We start from the raw sequence: 20,074 nt of genomic DNA, 5'->3' as shown, positions 1-20,074 counted from the left end.
TCGTCGATGGCGCCGAACTGGAACATCAGCCTGTTCCACTACCGCAACCAGGGCGCGGACTACAGCTCGATTCTGGTCGGCATTCAGGTGCCCGGAAGCGACCACGCGGCGTTCGAGCGCTTCATCGAAACGCTCGGCTATCCGTGCTGGGAAGAGACAAAAAATCCGGTCTATCGACTATTTCTTGGCGAATTGAAGCTCGTTTAGCGGATCGGGGTTTACCTGAGGGCACGCCATGCCGCAGCACGAGCCGCGGGTCGTCCAAATCGGCGGAAAACCCCGCCAGTCTTGCGTTTGCGGCCGAAACATCCGCGCGGCGCCGGCTCCCGCCTTACACCTTCTATCGCGCAACGCGATACGGCCTATCCGCTATATCGCATTGCGGGATAGGCGTCGCGATCGTCACACTGAGCGCAAATTTCATCACCGCATTCAGGAGACTACATGCGCACCCAAGTCGGCATCATCGGTGCAGGGCCCGCTGGCCTGCTTCTTTCCCATCTGCTTCATTTGCGCGGTATCGACTCGGTCGTGCTCGAAACGCGCACGCGCGATCAGATCGAATCGACGATTCGCGCCGGCGTGCTCGAGCAGGGCACGATGGACCTGCTGACGCAAACCGGTCTCGGCGAACGCATGAAAGCCGAAGGCGCGCTGCATCACGGTTTCGAACTCGCGTTCGAAGGCAAGCGTCGCCGCATCGATCTGACCGACCTCACCGGTCATGCGATCACGGTTTATGCCCAGCACGAAGTAATCAAGGATCTAGTCGCGGCGCGCGTCGCCGCGGGCGCCGAACTGCGTTTCGGCGTATCGGAGACGTCGGTGCGCGGCATCGATACCGATAAGCCGTCGATCCGCTATCGCCACGAAGGCGCGGAGCACGAACTGCAATGCGACTTCGTGATCGGCTGCGACGGCTCGCAAGGCGTGTCGCGCCAGGCGGTCCCGCAGACGCTGCGCAAGGATTTCGAGCGCGTCTATCCGTTTGGCTGGTTCGGCATTCTGTGCGAAGGCCCGCCATCGTCGGACGAGCTGATCTACGCGCGCCACGAGCGCGGCTTCGCGCTGATCAGCACGCGCTCGCCGAACGTGCAGCGCATGTATTTCCAGTGCGATCCGAAGGACTCGGTCGACAACTGGTCCGACGATCGCATCTGGGCCGAGCTGCATGCGCGCGCCGATTCGGACGAAGGCCACAAGATCATCGACGGCAAGATCTTTCAGAAGAACATCGTCGGCATGCGCAGCTTCGTGTCGACGACGATGCAGTACGGGCGCCTCTTCCTCGCTGGCGACGCCGCGCATATCGTGCCGCCGACTGGCGCGAAGGGCATGAACCTCGCGGTCGCCGACGTGAACGTGCTCAGCAAGGCGCTCGACGCGTTCTACAAGGAAAACCGCGCCGATCTGCTCGACCGTTACAGCGAAACCGCGCTCAAACGCATCTGGCGCGCCGAGCACTTCTCGTACTGGATGACCAGCATGCTGCATCGTATCGAAGGCGCTTCGGCGTTCGAGCAGCAACTGCAGGTCGCCGAGCTCGAGTACGTGACGACGTCGCGCACGGCCGCGACCGTACTGGCGGAGAACTACGTCGGCGTCGCCGGCGCGCAGATGCAGGCGCAGCTGTAAGCGCTACTGCAAGCACCGCGCGATCATCGGGATCGCTAATTGATCGACAGATCCCGATGCGCGGCCGCCTGAAACTCCTTGGGCGTGACGCCGGTCTGCTTGCGGAAATAGCGGCTGAAATAGGCCGCATCTTCGAAACCGAGCGCATGCGCGATCTGTTTGATGCTCGAACCCGAGTAGACCAGATCGCGCTGCGCCTCGCGTATCAACTGATCGTTGACGAGCGACAGCGGCGAATGGCCAAGCTCCTCACGACAGATGCGCCCCAGTTGCGCCGCGGTCACCCCCAATTTTTCCGCGTAAAAATCGATTGGCAGATGCTCGCGCACATGCGTGGCGATCAGTTCGCGTAGCCGTTTGATCTGCGCGGCGCGCCGGTCATTGACGGTCGCGCCCGCGCTCGACGCGGCATCGGTCAGCCGGGCGACCTGCACAAAAAGTGCAATCATCAGCGACATGCCCGCGGCGATATGGCCGCGCGCGCTGCCGCGAAATTCCTGCTCCAGCAAACCGAACAAGGGCATCAACGTGCGCTCGCCGACCGCGGGCCGCACGGCAATCAGCGCGGGCCGTTGCAGCACCGGCACGAGGCCCGGCGACACCGCTTTCGAAATCGACTCCAGCGCGCGCTGCGCGGCCGTAATCACGAGCCCGTCGATCTCCGGCGAAAACACGAAACCGTGCACCGTTTGCGCTGGAATCAGGATCAGGCATGGCGCTTCGATCGTGAGCTTTTCGCTTTCGATCAGCACGTGGCCCGAACCGCTGCGGATATAGAGAATCTGCAGCAATGCATCGTGCCGGTGCGCGGCGATATGCCAGTCGTTCGGACGACTGCGCTCGACGATCCATTCGAAATTGAACGCGTCGTACCACGGCGGCCGCGCGGACTCTCCGTACAGATCGTAGTTAGGGATATTCCTCATGCGGTTTTGTCTCCAATGTTCGAATTGTCCTGCGATGTGCTGCCTTTGTCCAATTTCGTCCGGAACCGCGTGGCTATACTTTTTTCCATCGAAGACGCGGTCGGATGACGCAGTTTGGTGAAGCCGGCCAACCTAAGCTCGCCGCGATCGTGAACATGGAGATCGGGAGGACTAAGCAAATGAATCAACGGAAAGATCGGCGCGACACACCCGCCAACGCGCGACACTGGCTCGGGCTCGAAGGCAGCGTCTGCATCGTGAGCGGCGCGGCGGGCGGCATCGGCAGTGCGATTGCTCGGGTGTTGGGCGACGCTGGCGCACGCGTGGCGCTGCTCGATCGCGATGAGCAGAAGTGCCGTAACGTCGCGCAAGCGCTGAACGCGAGCGGTGTCGAAGCGCTGGCGCTCGCCTGCGATATCGGCGACATCGATAGCGTGCGCGGCGCGGTGTCGGAGCTCGAAGCGCGCCTCGGCGTCGCCGATGTGCTCGTGAACAACGCGGGCCTGTTGCGGCCGGGGGGCATCGAAGAGATTGGACTCGATGCATGGAATGCGATGCTGCGCGTGAATCTGACCGGCTACATGCTGTGCTCGCAGCAATTCGGTCAACGCATGCTGAAGCGCGGCGCTGGCGCAATCGTGCATGTCGCGTCGGTGGCCGCGCATCATCCGCAGACCTATAGCGGCGCTTACAGCGCGGGCAAGGCCGGCGTCGCGATGCTGTCGAAGCAGATCGCGGCGGAGTGGGGGCCACGCGGCATTCGCAGCAATACCGTGTGCCCGGGCATGATCCGCACGCCGCTGTCGGCGGCGTTCTACGAGCACGACGATATCGAACGCCGGCGCAGCGCGATGACGGCGAGCCGCCGGATCGGCGAGCCGAACGATATCGCCGATGTCGTCGCGTTTCTCGCGAGCGAACGCGCCGCCTATGTGAACGGTGCCGAAGTCGTCGTCGATGGCGGCTTCGAAAGCATGCTGATGGACCTCGTGCCGCGTCCCGGCTTCGAAGCCAACCAGGCCGCGCAAGCCACCCGGGCCGACCGCCTGGTCCGAGCGTAAGGAGACCATCATGACCAACGCAACATGCGGCGCAACACTCACGTGCGACGTGCTCGTGATCGGTTCGGGTGCGGGAGGGCTGTCGACCGCGATCACCGCGCGCAAACACGGTCTCGATGTCGTCGTGATCGAGAAGGAGCCGTTCTTCGGCGGCACGACCGCGTTTTCAGGCGGTGTGCTGTGGATTCCGGGCAACCGTCACGCAAGGAGCAACGGCGTCAGCGATACGCGCGAAGCGGCGCTGACCTATATGCGCAGCGAAACCGGCGCGTACTTCGATGCCGCCGCCGTCGACGCGTTTCTCGACACGGGCCCTGAGATGCTCGACTTCTTCGAGCGCGAAACCACCGTCAAATTCGTGCCGACGTTGTATCCCGACTATCACCCGAACGTGGGCGGTGGTGTCGACATTGGCCGCTCGGTCGTCGCCGCGCCGTTCGATGCGCGCGCGCTGGGCCAGGACATCTCGCGATTGCGCCCGCCGCTGAAGACGATCACGTTCATCGGCATGATGTTCAACTCGTCGAACGCGGACCTGAAGCACTTCTTCAATGCGACGCGTTCGCTCACCTCCGCGCTGTACGTCGCGAAGCGCCTCGCGAGCCATCTGAAGGACCTTGCGCTGTACCGGCGCGGCGTGCAGATCACGAGCGGTAACGCGCTCGCCGCGCGGCTCGCGAAGTCCGCGCTCGATCTCCGCATTCCGATCCATACGAACACGGCCGCTCGCGAGCTGACCGTGGCGAACGGCAGCGTCACCGGCGCGCTCGTCGCGGGACCGGAAGGCGAGATGCGCATCGTCGCGCGACGCGGCGTGGTGCTCGCGTGCGGCGGCTTCTCGCGTGACGTCGCACGGATCGCCCACGCGTATCCGCATCTGCGGCGCGGCGGCGAACACCTGTCGCCGGTGCCGCGCGGCAATACGGGCGACGGCGTCGGCATGGCCGAACGTCTCGGTGCGCGGGTGGCGATCCGTTTTCCGCAGCCAGCCGCATGGATGCCGGTGTCGCGCGTGCCGATGAGCGACGGCAGCGTCGGCGTGTTTCCGCATCTGGTGGATCGCTACAAGCCTGGCGTGATCGGCGTGACGCGCGCGGGCAAGCGCTTCACCAACGAAGCGAATTCGTATCACGACGTGGGTGCCGCGATGATCGAGGCCTGCGCGAACGAACGCGAAACCGCGATGTGGCTGATCTGCGATCACGCGACGATCCGCAAATACGGGCTCGGTTATGCGAAGCCGGCGCCCGTGCCGCTCGGCCCGCTGCTGCGCAACGGCTATCTGAGCAAGGGCCGCACGCTCGCGGAACTCGCGCGCAACGCGGGTCTCGACGGCACGGCGCTCGAGGCGACCGTGAAGCGCTACAACGCCGACGCGGTGCGTGGCGAAGATCGCGAATTCGGCCGCGGTACGACGTCGTTCAATCGCTATCTGGGGGACCCGGAGCACCAGCCGAACCCCTGCGTCGCGCCGATCGGCGACGGTCCGTACTACGCGCTGAAGGTCGTGATGGGCGATCTCGGCACCTTCGACGGCATCTCGACGAACGTCACCGGCGAAGTGCTCGACGTGAAAGGCGCACCGATCGCCGGCCTGTACGCGGTCGGCAACGATCGCGCGAGCGTGATGGGCGGCAACTATCCGGGCGCGGGTATCACGCTCGGGCCGATCATGACGTTCGGCTATATCACCGGTCGTCATCTCGCGGGCGCGAGTGTGAAAAGCGCGAAGAGCGCAAGCAACGCGGACCCCCGCGCAGCCGAAACCGTATTGAGGACCGGCACATGAGCCAGGGCAAACCTTTCGTCGATCATCGCATCTACACGATCCGGCCGCGCGGCATGGCGGAGTTCATCGACGTTTTCGACCGGCTCGCGATGCCGATTCAGCTCAAGTATCTGGGCGCGCCAGTCGGCTTTTACATGAGCGATATCGGCGCGCTGAACCAGGTCGTGCATCTGTGGGGCTACGAGAGCATCGGCGACTACGACCAGCGCCGCACCGCACGCGATGCCGATCCGGAGTGGCCCGCGTATCTGCAGGCGTCCGCGCATCTGATCGTCGCGCAGGAGAGCCGCATCATCAGGCGAGTCGACTTCAGGACGCTGACGATGCTGCGCTAGCCGCCCGTTCGAGGAGGAGACAGGCATGAACGAACGGACAGCGCGACGCTCGCAAGCACGGTCGCGACCACCGTCGCGGCGAGCGCGTGTTGAACGGCAATTCGAACAATAAGAAAAACACCTCTTCATCTCAAGGAGACATCGCAATGAACCAGCTGAAAGGAGCACGCACATGAGCCGCTCCGAACGCAGTGTAGACGTGCAGGCCTTTATCGACGAACAGCGCTTCTCGCCGTTTCAATGGACGATTCTGGTGCTGTGCTTTCTGGTCGTCGCCGCCGACGGTTTCGACACCGCCGCGGTCGGCTTCATCGCGCCGTCGCTCGTGCAGCAGTGGGGCATCGCGCGCAGCGCGCTCGGCCCGGTGATGAGCGCGGCGCTGGTGGGACTCGGCATCGGCGCGCTCGCGGCCGGCCCCTGCGCGGACCGCATCGGACGCAAGACGGTGCTAGTGCTGTCGGTGTTCTTCTTCGGGCTGTGGAGTCTCGCGGCGGCCCGCGCGAGCTCGATCGAATCGCTGACCTTGCTGCGCTTTTTCACCGGCCTCGGTCTCGGCGCGGCGATGCCCAACGCGGTCACGCTGATGGCCGAGTACGCACCCGCGCGGATTCGCGCGGTCGCCGTCAATGCGATGTTCTGCGGCTTTTCAGGCGGTCTCGCGATCGGCGGTCTCGCATCCGCATGGCTGATTCCGCATTTAGGCTGGCCGAGCGTGCTGGTCGCCGGCGGTGCCGGTCCGCTCGTGCTGAGCGTGATGTTGATACTGTTTCTGCCGGAATCGGCGCAATTTCTCGCGGTGCGTAAGCGCGCCGACCAACGGATCGCGCGAATCCTGCAACGCATCGCGCCCCACGACCGCTTCGACGGATGCCGTTTTTTCGCGGTCGACGTGTGCCGCAATACCGGCGACGCACGTTCGCAAGGGGCGCTCGCGATCATCCTGTCGACGCGCTACCGCTTCGGCACGCTGATGCTGTGGCTCGCCTATTTCATGGGGCTACTGATTTACTATCTGCTGACCAACTGGCTGCCGACGCTGTTCAATGACACCGGCTTCTCCGGTGAAAAGGCCGCGTTGATGACGTCGCTGTTTCCGCTCGGGGGCATCCTCGGCAATCTGTGCGTCGGCTGGGTGATGGATCGCTTCGCCGGGCATCGCGTGATCGCGTTCACCTATGTCCTCGTCGGCGCGCTCGTGTTGCTGGTCGGGCGGGGCGTCGGCCATCAGGTCTGGCTCGGGACGCTGATCTTCCTGACCGGCACGGTCGCGACCAGCGCGGTCACGTCGATGTCGGCGCTCGCGGCGAGCTTCTACCCGACCCGGGCGCGCGCGACGGGCGTGGCGTGGATGCTGGGAATCGGCCGGGTCGGCGGCGTGGCGGGCGCGCTCGTCGGTGCGGCGTTGATGGGGCTCGGCTGGCACTTCGGCGCCGTGTTCAGCCTGCTCGCGGTGCCGGCCGTGATCGCGGCGGGCGGGGTGGTACTGATGATGCGGCGCGAGCCGCTCGATCACGCATCGGTCGATGAAAACGTCGGCGCCATAGCGATCGAATGAGCGCGGCGTCGGGCGTGCCGCTACGCTCGAACAACGCGCGACCGCTCAGGGCGCGCGCAGCAACGCCATTTCGTTGTGCAGCAGCGCGAGCAATTCGTCGTCGGTTGGCCGCGTGCCCCAGTGGCGCGCGCCGGCCACCGACGCGATCGCCATCCACGAATGCGGTGGAAACCATTCGCGCACCAGCGTGCCGTCCTGGCGCAGGCACAGCTGGCCGGTCAGCTCGCTGTATTCGGCGCAAATGTGCGCGCCGTCGACCTGCGCGGTTACTCGTCTCGGATCATTGCGTAGCACGTCGTCGCTCCTTTCAAAGGGGTGGCGCGAATGCAGGCGCGACACGTTGGCGCGATGGACGCCACCTGCCGTCTATCAATGGTCATGCCCGCGATCGTCATGGTCATGACCATGACCGTGCCAGCCGTTGTCGTGCCAATCGCCGTGCGGGCCGCGTGCATCGCGCCATTCGTTGTGATGACGCTCCCACTCGCGACGCTCCCAATAGCGATGACCATCGTAGTAGCGTTCGCCGTACCAGCCCGGAGCGACTATGACCGCGGGAGGCGGCGCAGGCGCATAGACGGGCGCGGGCTGCACATAGACGGGCGGCGGAGCCTCGACCACGGCGGGCGCGACCGCGATGCCCGGCACGCCGATATTCACGCCGACATCGACGTGCGCGAAAGCGGCCGTCGATGCGCCGATCGCGAGACCCGCGACGACGGTCAACGATACCCAGCGGTTGCGTGAAAGACTCATGATTGTTCTCTGTTTGTTGTGTGGATGTCTGTGATGGAGTGGCGAGCCGGACGCGCACCTACTGCGCGTGATGGCCCGATCAATAACGTTCGTAGTAGTGGTCATGATGCGGATGATCGTCAGGGACGACGATGCAGCCGCTCAACGCGCCACCGAGCGTGGCGGCAAGAATGACCAATGCGAGGATTTTTTTCATGATGTTGCTCCCTGAAATCTGTGATGCGAGTGCCTGTCGTGCGAAGCGTTTCATCTGATCCGCTTTCGTTTGAACCGAACTCTACTGAGCGGCGCGATTACCGGTGTGTTTGTGTGTAACAGGACGTGTCGATCCGAGCTCGCGCCGAAACGTCGATGCGAGTGCGATGAGCGAGGAGGGAAGGCGCCGTGGCTTACGGGTCGAAATGCCGGGCGACTGTCAAGCGCGCGGTCAAACGCTTGAAGGGTCTATGAAAAAAACCGCATTCAATGGCAGACGAAGCATGGATTCGAAGCGAAGGTTCGGCGCCTCGATTGCTGAAAAAAGAAGCGCATCGATTTTCGGCATATGTATGCGGCGCAGATACATTCGGTTGCAGACTGGGTAAGAAGTTCGGTAGTGAGCTCGGGCGAGCGTGATGGAAAGACGCTACACCTGTAGCGTCATCAGCTTGTCCTAAGCTTCGGTGGGATAGGTAAAAACGCATCGCGCGCGCAACCTACTGCGCGGCCGCGGGCTCCGGGGCGGTCGCTTCGCGATAGCCGAGCCGCGTCGAAATCGCGAGCCCGGCCTCTTTGAGCAACGCGACGTAATGCTGCTTCGTGTCGGCACCGCAGCGCATCGTCGGAAACGAAATCGACAGACCGGCGATCACACGGCCGAAGCGGTCGAACACGGGCACCGCGATGCATTGCAGGCCTTCTTCCTGCTCCTCGTTGTCCTCGCCGTAGCCCTGCTCGCGTACGCGCGGCAGGATGCTCAACACCGCTTCGGCGCAGGTCAGGGTTTTTTGCGTCGACTTGCGAAATTCGATGTGCGAAAGCACGTCACGCGCGTCGGCCGGGTCCATCCATGCGAGCAGCACCTTGCCGATCGCCGTGCTATGCAGCGGATTGCGTCGGCCGATCCGCGACTGCATGCGCAGTCCGTAGTCGGCGTCGATCTTGTGGATGTAGATGATCGCGTCGTCGTCGAACGCGCCCAGGTGTACCGCTTCGCGCGTCATCTGGCCGATGCGGCGCATCTCGATGTCGGCCTCGCGCACCAGATCGACGCTTTCGAGCGCTTTCGCGCCGAGCTCGAACAGACGGATCGTCAGCCGATAGCGTTCGGTTTCGACTTCCTGGCTCACGTAGCCGAGCGCCTTCAGTGTTTGAATCACACGATGCACGGTCGTCTTCGACATGCCGAGCCGTTGCGACAGCTCGCTGATGCCGATCTGTCCGGTGTCGCCGATCGCGCCGAGAATCGCGAACACGCGCCCGATCGACGACGCCGATTCGCCGCGCTCACCGCTGTCCGCATCGAGCGACGCTGCGCCGGCGGATTCCTTGCGGGCTTTGCCACGGGTCTTATCGAGCGCCTTGTCGAGCGTCTTGTCGCGCGCAGTGTTCCTCGCAGTATTCCTCGCAGTATTCCTGGGTGTTCCCGTTGCCGCCATGTCCGTCATTCCCTGTCTGTGCCAACTCGCCGCTGCCGCATCGAGCCGATGCTCACCGGCGCGAGAGCATAGCGCGTCGCGCGCACTCGTGGCGAGCTTGTGCCGTCCCTAGCGCGCGAGCCAGCCGCCATCCACCGCCAGTGTATGCCCATGCACGTAGTCCGACGCCGACGAGGCGAGAAAAACCACCGGCCCCGCGAGATCGTCGGGCACGCCCCAGCGGCCTGCCGGAATGCGGCCGAGTATCTCCTCGTTGCGCTGCGCGTCGTCGCGCAACGCCGCGGTGTTCGCGGTCGCCATATAGCCGGGCGCGATCGCGTTCACGTTGATGCGTCGCGCGGCCCATTCGTTCGCGAGCAGTCGCGTCAGACCGAGCACGCCGCTTTTCGATGCGGTGTACGACGCGACGCGGATGCCGCCCTGGAACGACAGCATCGACGCGACGTTGATGATCTTGCCGCCGCTTTGCTGGCGCACGAACTGACGCGCCGCGGCCTGCGACAGGAAGAACAGGCTCTTGAGATTCACGTCCATGACCGCGTCCCAGTCGTCTTCGCCAAACTCGAGCGCGTCTTCGCGACGGATGATGCCTGCGTTGTTGACGAGCACGTCGATGCGGCCGAACGCTTCGAGCGCGGCGCGCACGATGTCGTCGACCGAAACGGTTGACGCGAGATCGGCGCGCACGTCGGCGAAGCGGCGCCCGAGCGTCTCGACGCGCGCGGCGGTCGCGCCCGCGTCCGCGCGACTGACGCCGACGATGTCGCAGCCGGCCGCGGCGAGCGCGACGGCCATGCCGGCGCCGAGGCCGGTGTTGCTGCCGGTCACGATGGCGACCTTGCCGGTCAGATCGAAAGTGTTCACTGTGTTCGGACTCATGTTCGCTCAGCGCAGCTCGCGGACCGCGAGATGGTCCATGTCGCCGAACACCTGGTTCTCGCCGACCATGCCCCAGATGAATGTGTACGCGCGCGTGCCGACGCCCGAATGGATCGACCAGCTCGGCGAGATCACCGCCTGCTCGTTGCGCACGACGATATGCCGGGTTTCGTGCGGCTCGCCCATCATGTGGAAGACGGCGGCGTCGTCGGCGACGTCGAAGTAGAAATACACTTCCATGCGGCGCTCGTGCGTGTGGCAGGGCATCGTGTTCCACAGGCTGCCCGGTTCGAGCTTCGTCATGCCCATCGACAGCTGGCAGGTCGGCAGCACGTCGGGCACGATGAACTTGTAGATGGTGCGGCGGTTGCTCGTGGCCGGATCGCCGAGGGTTTCGGGCGACGCCTGGTCGAGCGAGATCGTGCGGGTCGGATAGGTGGTGTGCGCGGGCGCGCAGTTCAGATAGAACTTCGCCGGCCGGGTGGCGTCGGCGCTGCCGAACCCGACCGCTCGCGCGCCCTTGCCGATATAGATCGCCTCTTCGCGGCGCACCATGTAGCGCGTGCCGTCGACGTCGACCCAGCCGTCGCCGCCGATGTTGATCGCGCCGAGTTCCCGCCGCTCGAGCAGATAGTCGACGCCGATCGCCTTGCCGAGCGAGCCCGGCACTTCGACCGCGCGCTCGACCGGCCACACGCCCCCGACGATGATCCGGTCGATATGGCTATACGTGAGCTTCAACGCATCGCGCTCGAAGATCTGTTCCACCAGAAACTCGCGACGCAGCCCGGTGGTGTCGAGCGTCTTCGCGTATTCGCTGTTGATGGCCTGTCTCACGTCCATTGATCGTTCTCCTGTCGGTATACGGGGCGCGGCGCCGCCTTCCTTGTGGCCGAGACTGTAACGCAGAATCTTGATTTCGGAACACCGGTCCGAAAATATTGTGACGGGTGATCGCGGCTGGCAACGCATAGCGCGAACGACCGGGTAAACGATAGTCAGGTTTAAGAAATAAAACGGAACGGCGTTCCTTTCATGATGCTATATTGCGCCGGACAGGGAGAGCCCGGCGTAGAACGGGACACCAACGCGGGTCATTAGCCCGTCAACGGGACGTCACCGTCCATGGAGGAGGCATGAAGATCAAGAAGGCTATCGACCGCATTCCTGGCGGTCTGATGCTGGTGCCGCTGCTGCTCGGCGCCTGTGTGCATACGTTCGCGCCGGGCGCGGGCAAATACTTCGGCTCGTTCACCAACGGCCTGATTACCGGCACCGTGCCGATCCTCGCGGTATGGTTCTTCTGCATGGGCGCGACGATCGACCTGCGCGCGACCGGCACCGTGCTGCGCAAGTCGGGCACGCTGCTCGTCACCAAGATGCTGGTCGCGTGGATCGTCACGCTGATCGCGGCGCGCTTCATTCCGATCGATGGCATCAAGACTGGGCTGTTCGCGGGACTGTCGATGCTCGCGATCACCACGTCGATGGACATGACCAACGGCGGCCTGTACGCGGCCGTGATGCAACAGTACGGCACGAGGGAAGAGGCGGGCGCGTTCGTGCTGATGTCGGTCGAATCGGGGCCGCTGATCAGCATGATCATTCTGGGTGCGACGGGGGTCGCGTTCTTCGAGCCGCGCCTGTTCGTCGGCGCGGTGCTGCCGTTCCTGATCGGGTTTGCGCTCGGCAACTTCGATAGCGAGCTGCGCGAGCTGTTCGGCCGTTGCGTGCATCCGCTGATTCCGTTTTTCGGCTTTGCGCTCGGCAACGGCATCGATCTGAACGTGATCGTCACGAGCGGCCTGCCGGGCATCGTGCTGGGGCTTGGCGTGATCGTCGTGACTGGCGTGCCGCTGATTCTCGCCGATCGCTGGATTGCCGGCGGCAATGGCGCGGCGGGGCTGGCGGCGTCGTCGACGGCAGGGGCCGCGGTCGCGAATCCGGCGATCATCGCCGACATGATTCCGAGCTTCAAACCGCTGGTGCCGGCCGCGACCGCGATGGTCGCCACCGCTTGCCTCGTGACCGCGATTCTGGTGCCGATCCTCACGGCGCTGTGGGTGCGCCGGCATCGTGCGCGCGACGCGCTGCGCGAGGAGTTCGCCACCGCGACGCAGGCGGCGCCGCTCAACGAGCAGCGCGATGCGCCCGTTTGAATGAGTCGGTAGCAGGAAGCCGGCGCGCCGCTCAGCGCGCCAGCTTCGCTTCGAGCATCGCTTTCACCGCCGGCCATTCGTCGTCGATGATGCTAAAGCGCACCGAGTTGCGCTTGCGCCCATCGGGCATGATCCGCTCGTGCCGCACGATGCCTTCCTGTTGCGCGCCGATGCGCAGGATCGCCGCGCGCGATTTGTCGTTGAGCTCGTCGGTCGTGAACTGCACGCGCACGCAGCGCATCACGTCGAACGCGCGGCACAGCAGCAGATATTTCGCTTCGGTGTTCACGACCGAGCGCTGCGCCGAGGCGGCGAGCCACGTATGGCCGATTTCGAGCTTGCGGTTCGCGCGATCGATCTTCCAGAACCGCGTACTGCCGACGATCCGGCCAGCACGGTCATTCTCGTCATCCTCGTCGCGCCGCACGATCACGAACGGCATCACCTTGCCGGCCGCACGGCCGGCGAGCGCGGTGGCGATATAGGCGTCGATCGTCGCCGGGCCCGGCACGACGGTCAGCTTCATGTCCCACAGTTGCCCGTCGGCGGCGGCGTCGACGAGGGCCTGCGCGTGCTCCTCGCGCAGCGGCCGCAGCTCGACGAACGAGCCGCTCAGCGTGGGCTGCATCGATTCGGCGGAAATATCGTTCATGGCAATAAAAAAGGTCCGCGAGCGGAAGACTCGTGGACCTGGCAGATCGGTTGAGCCGCGCTCGGGAACGATGCGAGCGGCAAAACCGCGGCGCCGTTCCCGAAGCGCGTGATTGGCGTGATTAAACCCGTGATTAAACCGACATCACCGTGACCGCCTTGGTCACGAGGTAGGCTTCCATCGCCTCCGGGCCGCCTTCCGAGCCGTAGCCGGAATCCTTGACGCCGCCGAACGGCATTTCCGGCGTCGGCGTGGCAGGCTGGTTGATCCACAGCATGCCGACTTCCATGCGCTGCGACAGCAGATGCACGTTGGCGAACGACTTCGTGTACGCGTAGCCGGCGAGGCCGAACGGCAGGCGGTTCGCTTCGGCGATCGCTTCTTCGAGCTTGTCGAAGCCGCGAATCGCGGCGACCGGGCCGAACGGCTCGTTGTTGAACACGTCGGCGTCGAGCGGCACGTCGGTCAGCACGGTGGCCGCGAAGAAGTTGCCTTCGGTACCGACGCGCTCGCCGCCCGTCGCGACCTTCGCGCCGGTCTTGCGGGCGTCGTCGACGACCTTGGCCATCGCCGTCAGACGGCGCGAGTTGGCGAGCGGCCCGAGCGTCGTGCCTTCGGCGAGGCCGTCGCCGAGCTTCAGGCTTTCAGCGTGCTTGACGAGCGCCGCGGCGAACTCTTCGCGGATGCTGTTGTGCACGAGAAAACGCGTCGGCGAGATGCAGACCTGGCCCGCGTTGCGGAACTTCGCGGCGCCGGCCGCCTTGACGGCGAGCGCGACGTCGGCGTCTTCTGCGACGATCACCGGCGCGTGGCCGCCGAGCTCCATCGTCGCGCGCTTCATGTGCGAGCCGGCCAGCGCCGCGAGCTGCTTGCCGACCGGCGTCGAGCCCGTGAACGTGACCTTGCGGATCACCGGATGAGGGATCAGGTAGCTCGAGATTTCAGCCGGATCGCCGAACACGAGGCCGACCGTGCCGGCCGGCACGCCGGCCTCGACGAAGGCTTGCAGCAGCGCCGCCGGCGACGCCGGGGTTTCTTCCGGCGCCTTGACGAGGAACGAGCAGCCGCAGGCGAGCGCCGCCGACAGCTTGCGCACGACCTGGTTGACCGGGAAGTTCCACGGCGTGAACGCCGCGACCGGGCCGATCGGCTCCTTCAGCACCTGCGACTGCGCGGCAAGGTTGCGCGACGGCACGATGCGGCCATACACGCGACGGCCTTCGTCCGCGAACCATTCGATGATGTCCGCGGCCGCCAGCACTTCGCCGCGCGCCTCGGCGAACGGCTTGCCCTGTTCCTGCGTCATCAGGCGGCCGATGTCCGCGGCGCGCTCACGCACGAGGGCGGCGGCACGGCGCATGACGGTTGCGCGCTCGTTGGCCGGCACCTTGCGCCAGGCTTCGAAGCCGCGCTGCGCGGCTTCGAGCGCGCGGTCCAGATCGGCGATGCCGGCATGCGCAACCTTGCCGATGGCCTGGCCGGTCGCGGGGTTGATCACGTCGAGGGTCTTGCCGCTGGCGGCGTCGCACCATTCGCCGTTGATCAGAAGACGGGTATCGGTATAGCTCGAGATGGCCATGCTGGGTTCCTGTGAGTGGGAAGACAATTGGCCGCGCGGACGTGCGGCACGAGGCGACATTCCTGCGCGGCCATGAATGAATTGCGGATACCATTTATCTTATCTGATTGCGGGCAATCGCACCGGCGCGGCCCGCAGGCGCCCGGTCGCGGCATGCGGCTTGCTGAGGCTTGGCACCGGAGCGATTTTGCGGGTCGTGCCGGGGCACCGCGTCAGCGCCGCACGAAACGCTTGCAGGACGCAGCGCTTCATCCATTCAACCGCTACTACAGCGCATCACGAGGACATCGCCATGCCAACCGGAACAGTGAAATGGTTCAACGACGCAAAGGGCTTCGGCTTCATCACTCCCGATGACGGCGGCGAAGATCTGTTCGCCCATTTTTCGGAGATTCGATCCGAAGGTTTCAAGTCGTTGCAGGAAAACCAGAAAGTCAGCTTCGAAATCAAGCAGGGGCCGAAAGGCAAACAGGCTGCCGACATCAAGCCCGTGTGACGTCCGCCGGGCGGCTCATCCGCATGCGAGGCAACCATGGATAAGGACGCCGCCTACGCGGAGATCGAGCGCAATGGCGGCGCCGCCTATGCGAAAACCTTCGCCGTGCGCTATCCCGACGAAGCGCTGACGCCGTTCTGTCATCGCTATCTGTTCGAGCAGGCGCAGCGTGACGACGCGGCGCATGAGGCGGCGGCCGCCACGCGCGACGACGAGCGCGGTTTCGCGCTGAGGTCGCTCGCGCGCATGGAGGCGTCGTCGCATATCGCGCAGGCGGCGGCGAGCGCGTCGCGCGACGCTGCGGCCGCCGCCCACACGTCGGCGCGCGCGGCGCGGCGCTCGGCCTTCTGGACCATGATCGCCGCGCTCGCGTCGGCGCTCGGCGTAGTGGTAAACGCGGCCCTCAATCTCGGCTGGCTCGAATGGGCGAGGCATCTCGCGCGATGAGCGACGCGTCGGGCCGAGCGTTCGCGCCCGTGAAGGTGGCGTGAATCGGCGGCGCCGGCGGGGCTCGCCCGCACGCCACGCGAGAACCTATCCATTTACCACGCCGATACGACATCGATGCGACACGATTGCACGAGCGCGTCGATTACACAAATCGCCCCATCGGAGCATGCCGCGCGCGGTCTGAACGCAGTATTATTCTTCAGGTTTCCTTCAGCTTTGCTCCGTACTATTTGCGCCACTGCCCGTGGCCTTTCCGGACCGCGGCCACCGCTACGTGCAGGTCGAGCACAGGCTTTTCCGACCTGCATTCGGGCAATGGAACAGAATAGATTCCCGACTGAAAACCGAAAGCGCCTATAAAGGCTTGCTGGAGCATCCATGAAAACTCTGTTCTTGCAGGCGCCGTCGTACGACGGCTTCGATGGTGGTGCGGGTTCGCGCTATCAGGCCAAGCGTGAAGTTCGCTCGTTCTGGTATCCGACGTGGCTCGCCCAACCCGCGGCACTGGTTCCCGACAGCCGCGTGCTCGACGCCACGGCAGACGGCCTGTCCGTCGACGCCGCCCTCGACATCGCCTCGCAATACGAGCTGGTGGTGATCCACACCAGCACGCCATCCTTCCCGACCGACGCGTTGTTCGCCCAGGACCTCAGGAAGCGCAAGCCGTCGCTGCTGATCGGCATGGTCGGCGCGAAGGTCGCGGTCGATCCGCACAATTCGCTGACCGCGACCGAGGCCATCGACTTCGTGTGTCGCGAGGAATTCGATTTCACCTGCAAGGAAATCGCCGAAGGCAAGCCGTTCGCGCAGATCCTGGGCTTGAGCTATCGCACCCCCGACGGCTCGATCGAGCACAACGAAGCGCGCCCGATCCTCGAGAACATGGACGAGCTGCCGTTCGTCGCGCCGATCTACAAGCGCGATCTGACCATCAAGAATTACTTCAACGGCTACCTGAAGCATCCGTACGTGTCGCTCTACACCGGTCGCGGCTGCCGCTCGAAGTGCACGTTCTGCCTGTGGCCGCAAACGGTCGGCGGCCATCGCTATCGGGTGCGTTCGGTCGAGAACGTGCTCGAGGAAGTCAAGTGGATTCGCGACAACATGCCCGAAGTCAAGGAGATCATGTTCGACGACGACACGTTCACCGACTTCAAACCGCGCGCCGAAGAAATCGCGCGAGGCATGGGCAAGCTGGGCGTCACATGGTCGTGCAACGCGAAGGCGAACGTGCCTTACTCGACGCTGAAGATCATGAGGGAAAACGGCTTGCGCCTGCTGCTGGTCGGCTACGAATCCGGCGACGACCAGATCCTGCTGAACGTCAAGAAGGGCTTGCGTACCGACATCGCGCGGCGCTTCGCCCAGGACTGCCGCACGCTGGGCATCAAGGTGCACGGCACCTTCATTCTCGGCTTGCCGGGCGAGACGCCGGAAACGATCCAGAAGACCATCGAGTACGCGAAAGAGATCAATCCGCTGACGATCCAGGTGTCGCTCGCCGCACCGTACCCGGGCACTACGCTCTATAACCAGGCGGTCGAGAACGGCTGGCTCGCGGAGAACAAGGTGATCAATCTCGTCAGCAAGGAAGGCGTGCAGCTGGCGGCGATCGGCTACCCGCATCTGTCGCGAGACGAGATGTACCATCAGCTCGAAAACTTCTATAAACGCTTTTATTTCCGGCCGTCGAAGATCTGGGAGATCCTGCGCGAAATGCTGACGAGCTGGGACATGATGAAACGGCGCCTGCGCGAAGGCGTCGAATTTTTCCGCTTCCTGCGCGCGCACGAGGCGTGAGCGCCGCACACCTCGCCGCCGTCACGCTCGCGTACGCGTGCGCGGCGGCGACCGTTGTCGGCATCGGCTACTCCGTGCTCGCGAGCGCGCTGATCGGGCGCTTCTTCGCGAGGGATGTAGCCGAACCCTCCAGCTTTCCACCCATTACGGTGATCAAACCGTTGCATGGCAACGAGTGGGCGTTGCTCGACAATCTGTCGAGCTTCTGCGCGCAAAATTATCCCGGGCCCGTGCAATTCCTGTTCGGCGTGCATGACTGCGCCGACCCCGCGCTGCAAACCGTCAACGAACTGCGGCGTCTCCATCCTCAGGCGGACATCACCGTCGTCGCCGATGCGCGTCTGTACGGCCCGAACCGCAAGATCAGCAATATCCTCAACATGGTGCCGCAGGCGCGCCACGACGTGCTCGTGTTCGCCGACAGCGACGTGTGCGTCGGCCCGGACTATCTGCGCAACGTGATCGGCGAATTGCAGCAGCCGGGCGTCGGGCTCGTCACCTGCGCATATCGCGGCCAGCCCGATCCGGGTTTCTGGCCGCGGCTGTCGGCGATCGCAACCAACTACCAGTTCCTGCCGGGCGTCGTCACCGGACTCGCGCTCGGGCTCGCGCGGCCGTGCTTCGGCCAGACCATCGCGATGCGGCGCGACACCTACGAGCGGATCGGCGGCTTCAAACCGTTCGTGCAGCATCTGGCCGAGGACTACGAGATCGGCGCGGCGGTGCGCGCGGCGGGCGAGCAGGTCACGATTCCGCCGTTCGCAATCGCGCATGCGTGTGTCGAAGCGAGCGCCGCACAACTCGTGACGCACGAACTGCGCTGGAGCCGCACGATTCGCCGTATCGATCCGCTCGGACACTTCGGCACGGCGCTCGTGCATCCGTTGCCGTTCGCGCTGCTCGCGCTCGCTTGCTCGGGCGGCGCGCCGTGGGCGTGGCTGCTCGCGGCAGTGACGGTGGTCGCGCGTCTCGCGTTGAAGTGGCGCGCGGATCGGGCGTTGCGTCAGCGCTGCCGCGATCTGTGGCTTCTGCCGTTATGGGATATCGTATCGTTTGCGATTTTCGTCGCGAGCTTCCGCTCGTCGCGGGTGATCTGGCGGGGCTTCAGCTTCAAGGTCGACGGCGATGGGCTGCTGTCGGCGGCGCAGGACGAATGACGAACGAACGGCAGATTGGGCTGGCAATGAACGAAGAAGCTTCGAACGGGCGAAATGGGAGCGCCCTGGAGACGCACGGCAGCGCCCCGGCGACACGCGGCGTGCGGCGCATCACGTATACCGAGGTCGTGTGCGAGGTGCCCGCATGATGAAGCATCTGGGCCGCGCGGCTGCGCTCGCGGGTTTGCTGATCTCTTTGTGGCTCGTCTGGCGCGAAGATCCGCGCGCGGTGCTCAGCGCGTTGCGCGCGGCTGGCGCGGGCCTCGTGGTGGCCGCGCTCGCGCATGTGCTGCCGATGATCGCCAACGCGTGCGACTGGCGCTCGCTGATTCGCGGCGCGAACCGCCCCAGCTTCGGCAGGATGCTGCATCTGGTGTGGGTGCGCGAATCGGTCAACTGCATGCTGCCGGTCGCGCGGATCGGCGGCGAACTCGTGTCGTTCCGTATGTTCAAGCGCTGGGGCGTCAGGCCGTCGACAGCGGTGGCCAGCACCATCGTCGACATGCAACTGACCGTGATCAGCCAGCTGATGTTCACGATGGTCGGGATTGGTTTTCTGTTCGCCAATGCGCAATCGGGCGCGCTGCGGCTCGCCGGGCAGCTCGCGTGGGGCGTGGTCGCGTTGACGCCGGTGCTGTTGCTGTTCGGGCTCGTCCAGCATGCCAATCCGTTCGAACGCATCACGCGCGTGGCGAACCGCGTGACGAGCGGCAAGCTAACCGCGCTGGTCGGCCAGTCCGCGCAGATCGATCAGTCGATCAAGGTGATCTGGCGCCGCCGCGCGGTCGTGCTGCGCTATCTGTTCTTCTGGCAGCCGCTGCAATGCGTGCTGACCTCGCTCGAAATCTGGCTCGCGCTGTATTTCCTCGGCGCGCGCGTGACGCTCGTCGAGGCGATCGTGATCGAATCGCTGATCCAGGCGGTCAGCAGCGCCGCGTTCTTCGTGCCGGGCGGTCTCGGCGTGCAGGAGGGCGCTTTCATACTGATTGGCGGCGCACTGGGGCTCGACCCCGCCACCTGTCTCGCGCTCGCGGCCGCGCGGCGAATTCGCGATCTGCTGATATTCGTGCCGGGCCTGATCGCGTGGCAGCTGTTCGAGGCGTCCGGCAGCGCGCGGCCGCATGCCGCACCGCACGGCGTGCGCGCCGAACTGGCCAAGCAGCGTTCGGGCGTCGCTGACGCGAACCGGGGCGGCGAGCGGCGCTGAG

Annotated in this window: 19 protein-coding genes and 1 pseudogene; 12 read left to right on the top strand and 8 right to left on the bottom strand. The window is 64.9% G+C overall.

The annotated features are described in order from the left end of the window. Both HDG34_RS35420 and HDG34_RS35415 read left to right on the top strand, forming a co-directional pair. Nucleotides 1–207, top strand: a pseudogene (locus tag HDG34_RS35420) (threonine ammonia-lyase, biosynthetic); the annotation flags it as partial. Nucleotides 208–444: 237 nt separating this feature from the next. After that, nucleotides 445–1,635 carry a 4-hydroxybenzoate 3-monooxygenase gene (locus tag HDG34_RS35415; RefSeq protein ID WP_184067756.1) on the top strand — a complete coding sequence of 397 codons (1,191 nt, stop codon included), beginning with the start codon at nt 445–447 and terminating at the stop codon, nt 1,633–1,635. Nucleotides 1,636–1,670: 35 nt separating this feature from the next. Here HDG34_RS35415 and HDG34_RS35410 read toward each other — a convergent pair whose 3' ends face one another. Next, entirely contained in the window at nt 1,671–2,561 is an 891-nt protein-coding gene (locus HDG34_RS35410; RefSeq protein WP_184067753.1) for a helix-turn-helix domain-containing protein, read from the bottom strand. Between the two features lie 179 nt (nt 2,562–2,740). Here HDG34_RS35410 and HDG34_RS35405 point away from each other — a divergent pair, with 179 nt between their 5' ends. The 4 genes from HDG34_RS35405 (at nt 2,741) to HDG34_RS35390 (ending at nt 7,301) form a co-directional block, all read left to right on the top strand. Further along, nucleotides 2,741–3,622 carry an SDR family NAD(P)-dependent oxidoreductase gene (locus HDG34_RS35405; protein WP_184067750.1) on the top strand — a complete coding sequence of 294 codons (882 nt, stop codon included), beginning with the start codon at nt 2,741–2,743 and terminating at the stop codon, nt 3,620–3,622. 10 nt (nt 3,623–3,632) lie between these two features. Further along, nucleotides 3,633–5,411 carry an FAD-dependent oxidoreductase gene (locus tag HDG34_RS35400; RefSeq protein WP_184067747.1) on the top strand — a complete coding sequence of 593 codons (1,779 nt, stop codon included), beginning with the start codon at nt 3,633–3,635 and terminating at the stop codon, nt 5,409–5,411. Then, the gene (locus HDG34_RS35395; protein ID WP_018417780.1) at nt 5,408–5,746 is read left to right on the top strand and encodes an NIPSNAP family protein; all 339 of its coding nucleotides are present in this window, start codon (nt 5,408–5,410) and stop codon (nt 5,744–5,746) included. The genes HDG34_RS35400 and HDG34_RS35395 overlap by 4 nt, the downstream gene beginning before the upstream one ends. 172 nt (nt 5,747–5,918) lie before the next feature. Then, on the top strand, nt 5,919–7,301 hold the full coding sequence (locus HDG34_RS35390; RefSeq protein ID WP_184067745.1) for an aromatic acid/H+ symport family MFS transporter: 1,383 nt from the start codon (nt 5,919–5,921) through the stop codon (nt 7,299–7,301). Between the two features lie 45 nt (nt 7,302–7,346). Here HDG34_RS35390 and HDG34_RS35385 read toward each other — a convergent pair whose 3' ends face one another. The 5 genes from HDG34_RS35385 to kduI form a co-directional block, all read right to left on the bottom strand. Then, nucleotides 7,347–7,595, bottom strand: coding sequence for a hypothetical protein (locus tag HDG34_RS35385; protein ID WP_184067742.1), 249 nt, complete (start codon nt 7,593–7,595; stop codon nt 7,347–7,349). A 75-nt stretch (nt 7,596–7,670) separates the two neighbouring features. Then, nucleotides 7,671–8,057, bottom strand: a complete 387-nt coding sequence (locus tag HDG34_RS35380; protein WP_184067739.1) for a hypothetical protein — start codon at nt 8,055–8,057, stop codon at nt 7,671–7,673. Between the two features lie 695 nt (nt 8,058–8,752). Beyond that, nucleotides 8,753–9,703, bottom strand: coding sequence for a DNA-binding transcriptional regulator KdgR (gene kdgR / locus HDG34_RS35375; protein ID WP_184067736.1), 951 nt, complete (start codon nt 9,701–9,703; stop codon nt 8,753–8,755). Between the two features lie 99 nt (nt 9,704–9,802). Beyond that, nucleotides 9,803–10,573 (bottom strand): 2-dehydro-3-deoxy-D-gluconate 5-dehydrogenase KduD, encoded by a 771-nt coding sequence (gene kduD, locus HDG34_RS35370; RefSeq protein WP_184067733.1) that lies wholly within the window; start codon nt 10,571–10,573, stop codon nt 9,803–9,805. Nucleotides 10,574–10,579: 6 nt separating this feature from the next. Then, nucleotides 10,580–11,416 (bottom strand): 5-dehydro-4-deoxy-D-glucuronate isomerase, encoded by an 837-nt coding sequence (gene kduI, locus HDG34_RS35365; RefSeq protein WP_184067730.1) that lies wholly within the window; start codon nt 11,414–11,416, stop codon nt 10,580–10,582. Between the two features lie 293 nt (nt 11,417–11,709). On the opposite strand from kduI, the gene kdgT reads away from it, so the two are divergent. Then, the gene (gene kdgT / locus HDG34_RS35360) at nt 11,710–12,732 is read left to right on the top strand and encodes a 2-keto-3-deoxygluconate transporter (protein WP_184067727.1); all 1,023 of its coding nucleotides are present in this window, start codon (nt 11,710–11,712) and stop codon (nt 12,730–12,732) included. A 31-nt stretch (nt 12,733–12,763) separates the two neighbouring features. On the opposite strand, the gene HDG34_RS35355 is transcribed toward kdgT, so the two are convergent. Continuing rightward, the gene (locus tag HDG34_RS35355; RefSeq protein WP_184067725.1) at nt 12,764–13,384 is read right to left on the bottom strand and encodes a GNAT family N-acetyltransferase; all 621 of its coding nucleotides are present in this window, start codon (nt 13,382–13,384) and stop codon (nt 12,764–12,766) included. 133 nt (nt 13,385–13,517) lie between these two features. Beyond that, nucleotides 13,518–14,963 (bottom strand): NAD-dependent succinate-semialdehyde dehydrogenase, encoded by a 1,446-nt coding sequence (locus tag HDG34_RS35350; RefSeq protein WP_184067722.1) that lies wholly within the window; start codon nt 14,961–14,963, stop codon nt 13,518–13,520. Nucleotides 14,964–15,255: 292 nt separating this feature from the next. Here HDG34_RS35350 and HDG34_RS35345 point away from each other — a divergent pair, with 292 nt between their 5' ends. The 5 genes from HDG34_RS35345 to HDG34_RS35325 all read left to right on the top strand — a co-directional run bounded on the left by HDG34_RS35345 (nt 15,256) and on the right by HDG34_RS35325 (nt 20,073). After that, nucleotides 15,256–15,459 (top strand): cold-shock protein, encoded by a 204-nt coding sequence (locus HDG34_RS35345; protein ID WP_007181784.1) that lies wholly within the window; start codon nt 15,256–15,258, stop codon nt 15,457–15,459. A 36-nt stretch (nt 15,460–15,495) separates the two neighbouring features. Next, on the top strand, nt 15,496–15,906 hold the full coding sequence (locus HDG34_RS35340; protein ID WP_184067719.1) for a hypothetical protein: 411 nt from the start codon (nt 15,496–15,498) through the stop codon (nt 15,904–15,906). A 381-nt stretch (nt 15,907–16,287) separates the two neighbouring features. Then, nucleotides 16,288–17,709, top strand: a complete 1,422-nt coding sequence (gene hpnJ, locus HDG34_RS35335; protein WP_184043334.1) for a hopanoid biosynthesis associated radical SAM protein HpnJ — start codon at nt 16,288–16,290, stop codon at nt 17,707–17,709. Then, the gene (hpnI, locus tag HDG34_RS35330; protein WP_184067716.1) at nt 17,706–18,866 is read left to right on the top strand and encodes a bacteriohopanetetrol glucosamine biosynthesis glycosyltransferase HpnI; all 1,161 of its coding nucleotides are present in this window, start codon (nt 17,706–17,708) and stop codon (nt 18,864–18,866) included. The genes hpnJ and hpnI overlap by 4 nt, the downstream gene beginning before the upstream one ends. Before the next feature lie 145 nt (nt 18,867–19,011). Next, complete coding sequence (locus HDG34_RS35325; protein ID WP_184067713.1) at nt 19,012–20,073, top strand: lysylphosphatidylglycerol synthase domain-containing protein; 1,062 nt, start codon at nt 19,012–19,014, stop codon at nt 20,071–20,073. The last annotated feature ends 1 nt before the right edge of the window (nt 20,074 follow it).

It is taken from the genome of Paraburkholderia sp. HC6.4b (assembly GCF_014200875.1).
GTDB lineage: Bacteria > Pseudomonadota > Gammaproteobacteria > Burkholderiales > Burkholderiaceae > Paraburkholderia > Paraburkholderia tuberum.
This window is presented reverse-complemented; position numbering and strand designations above follow the sequence as displayed.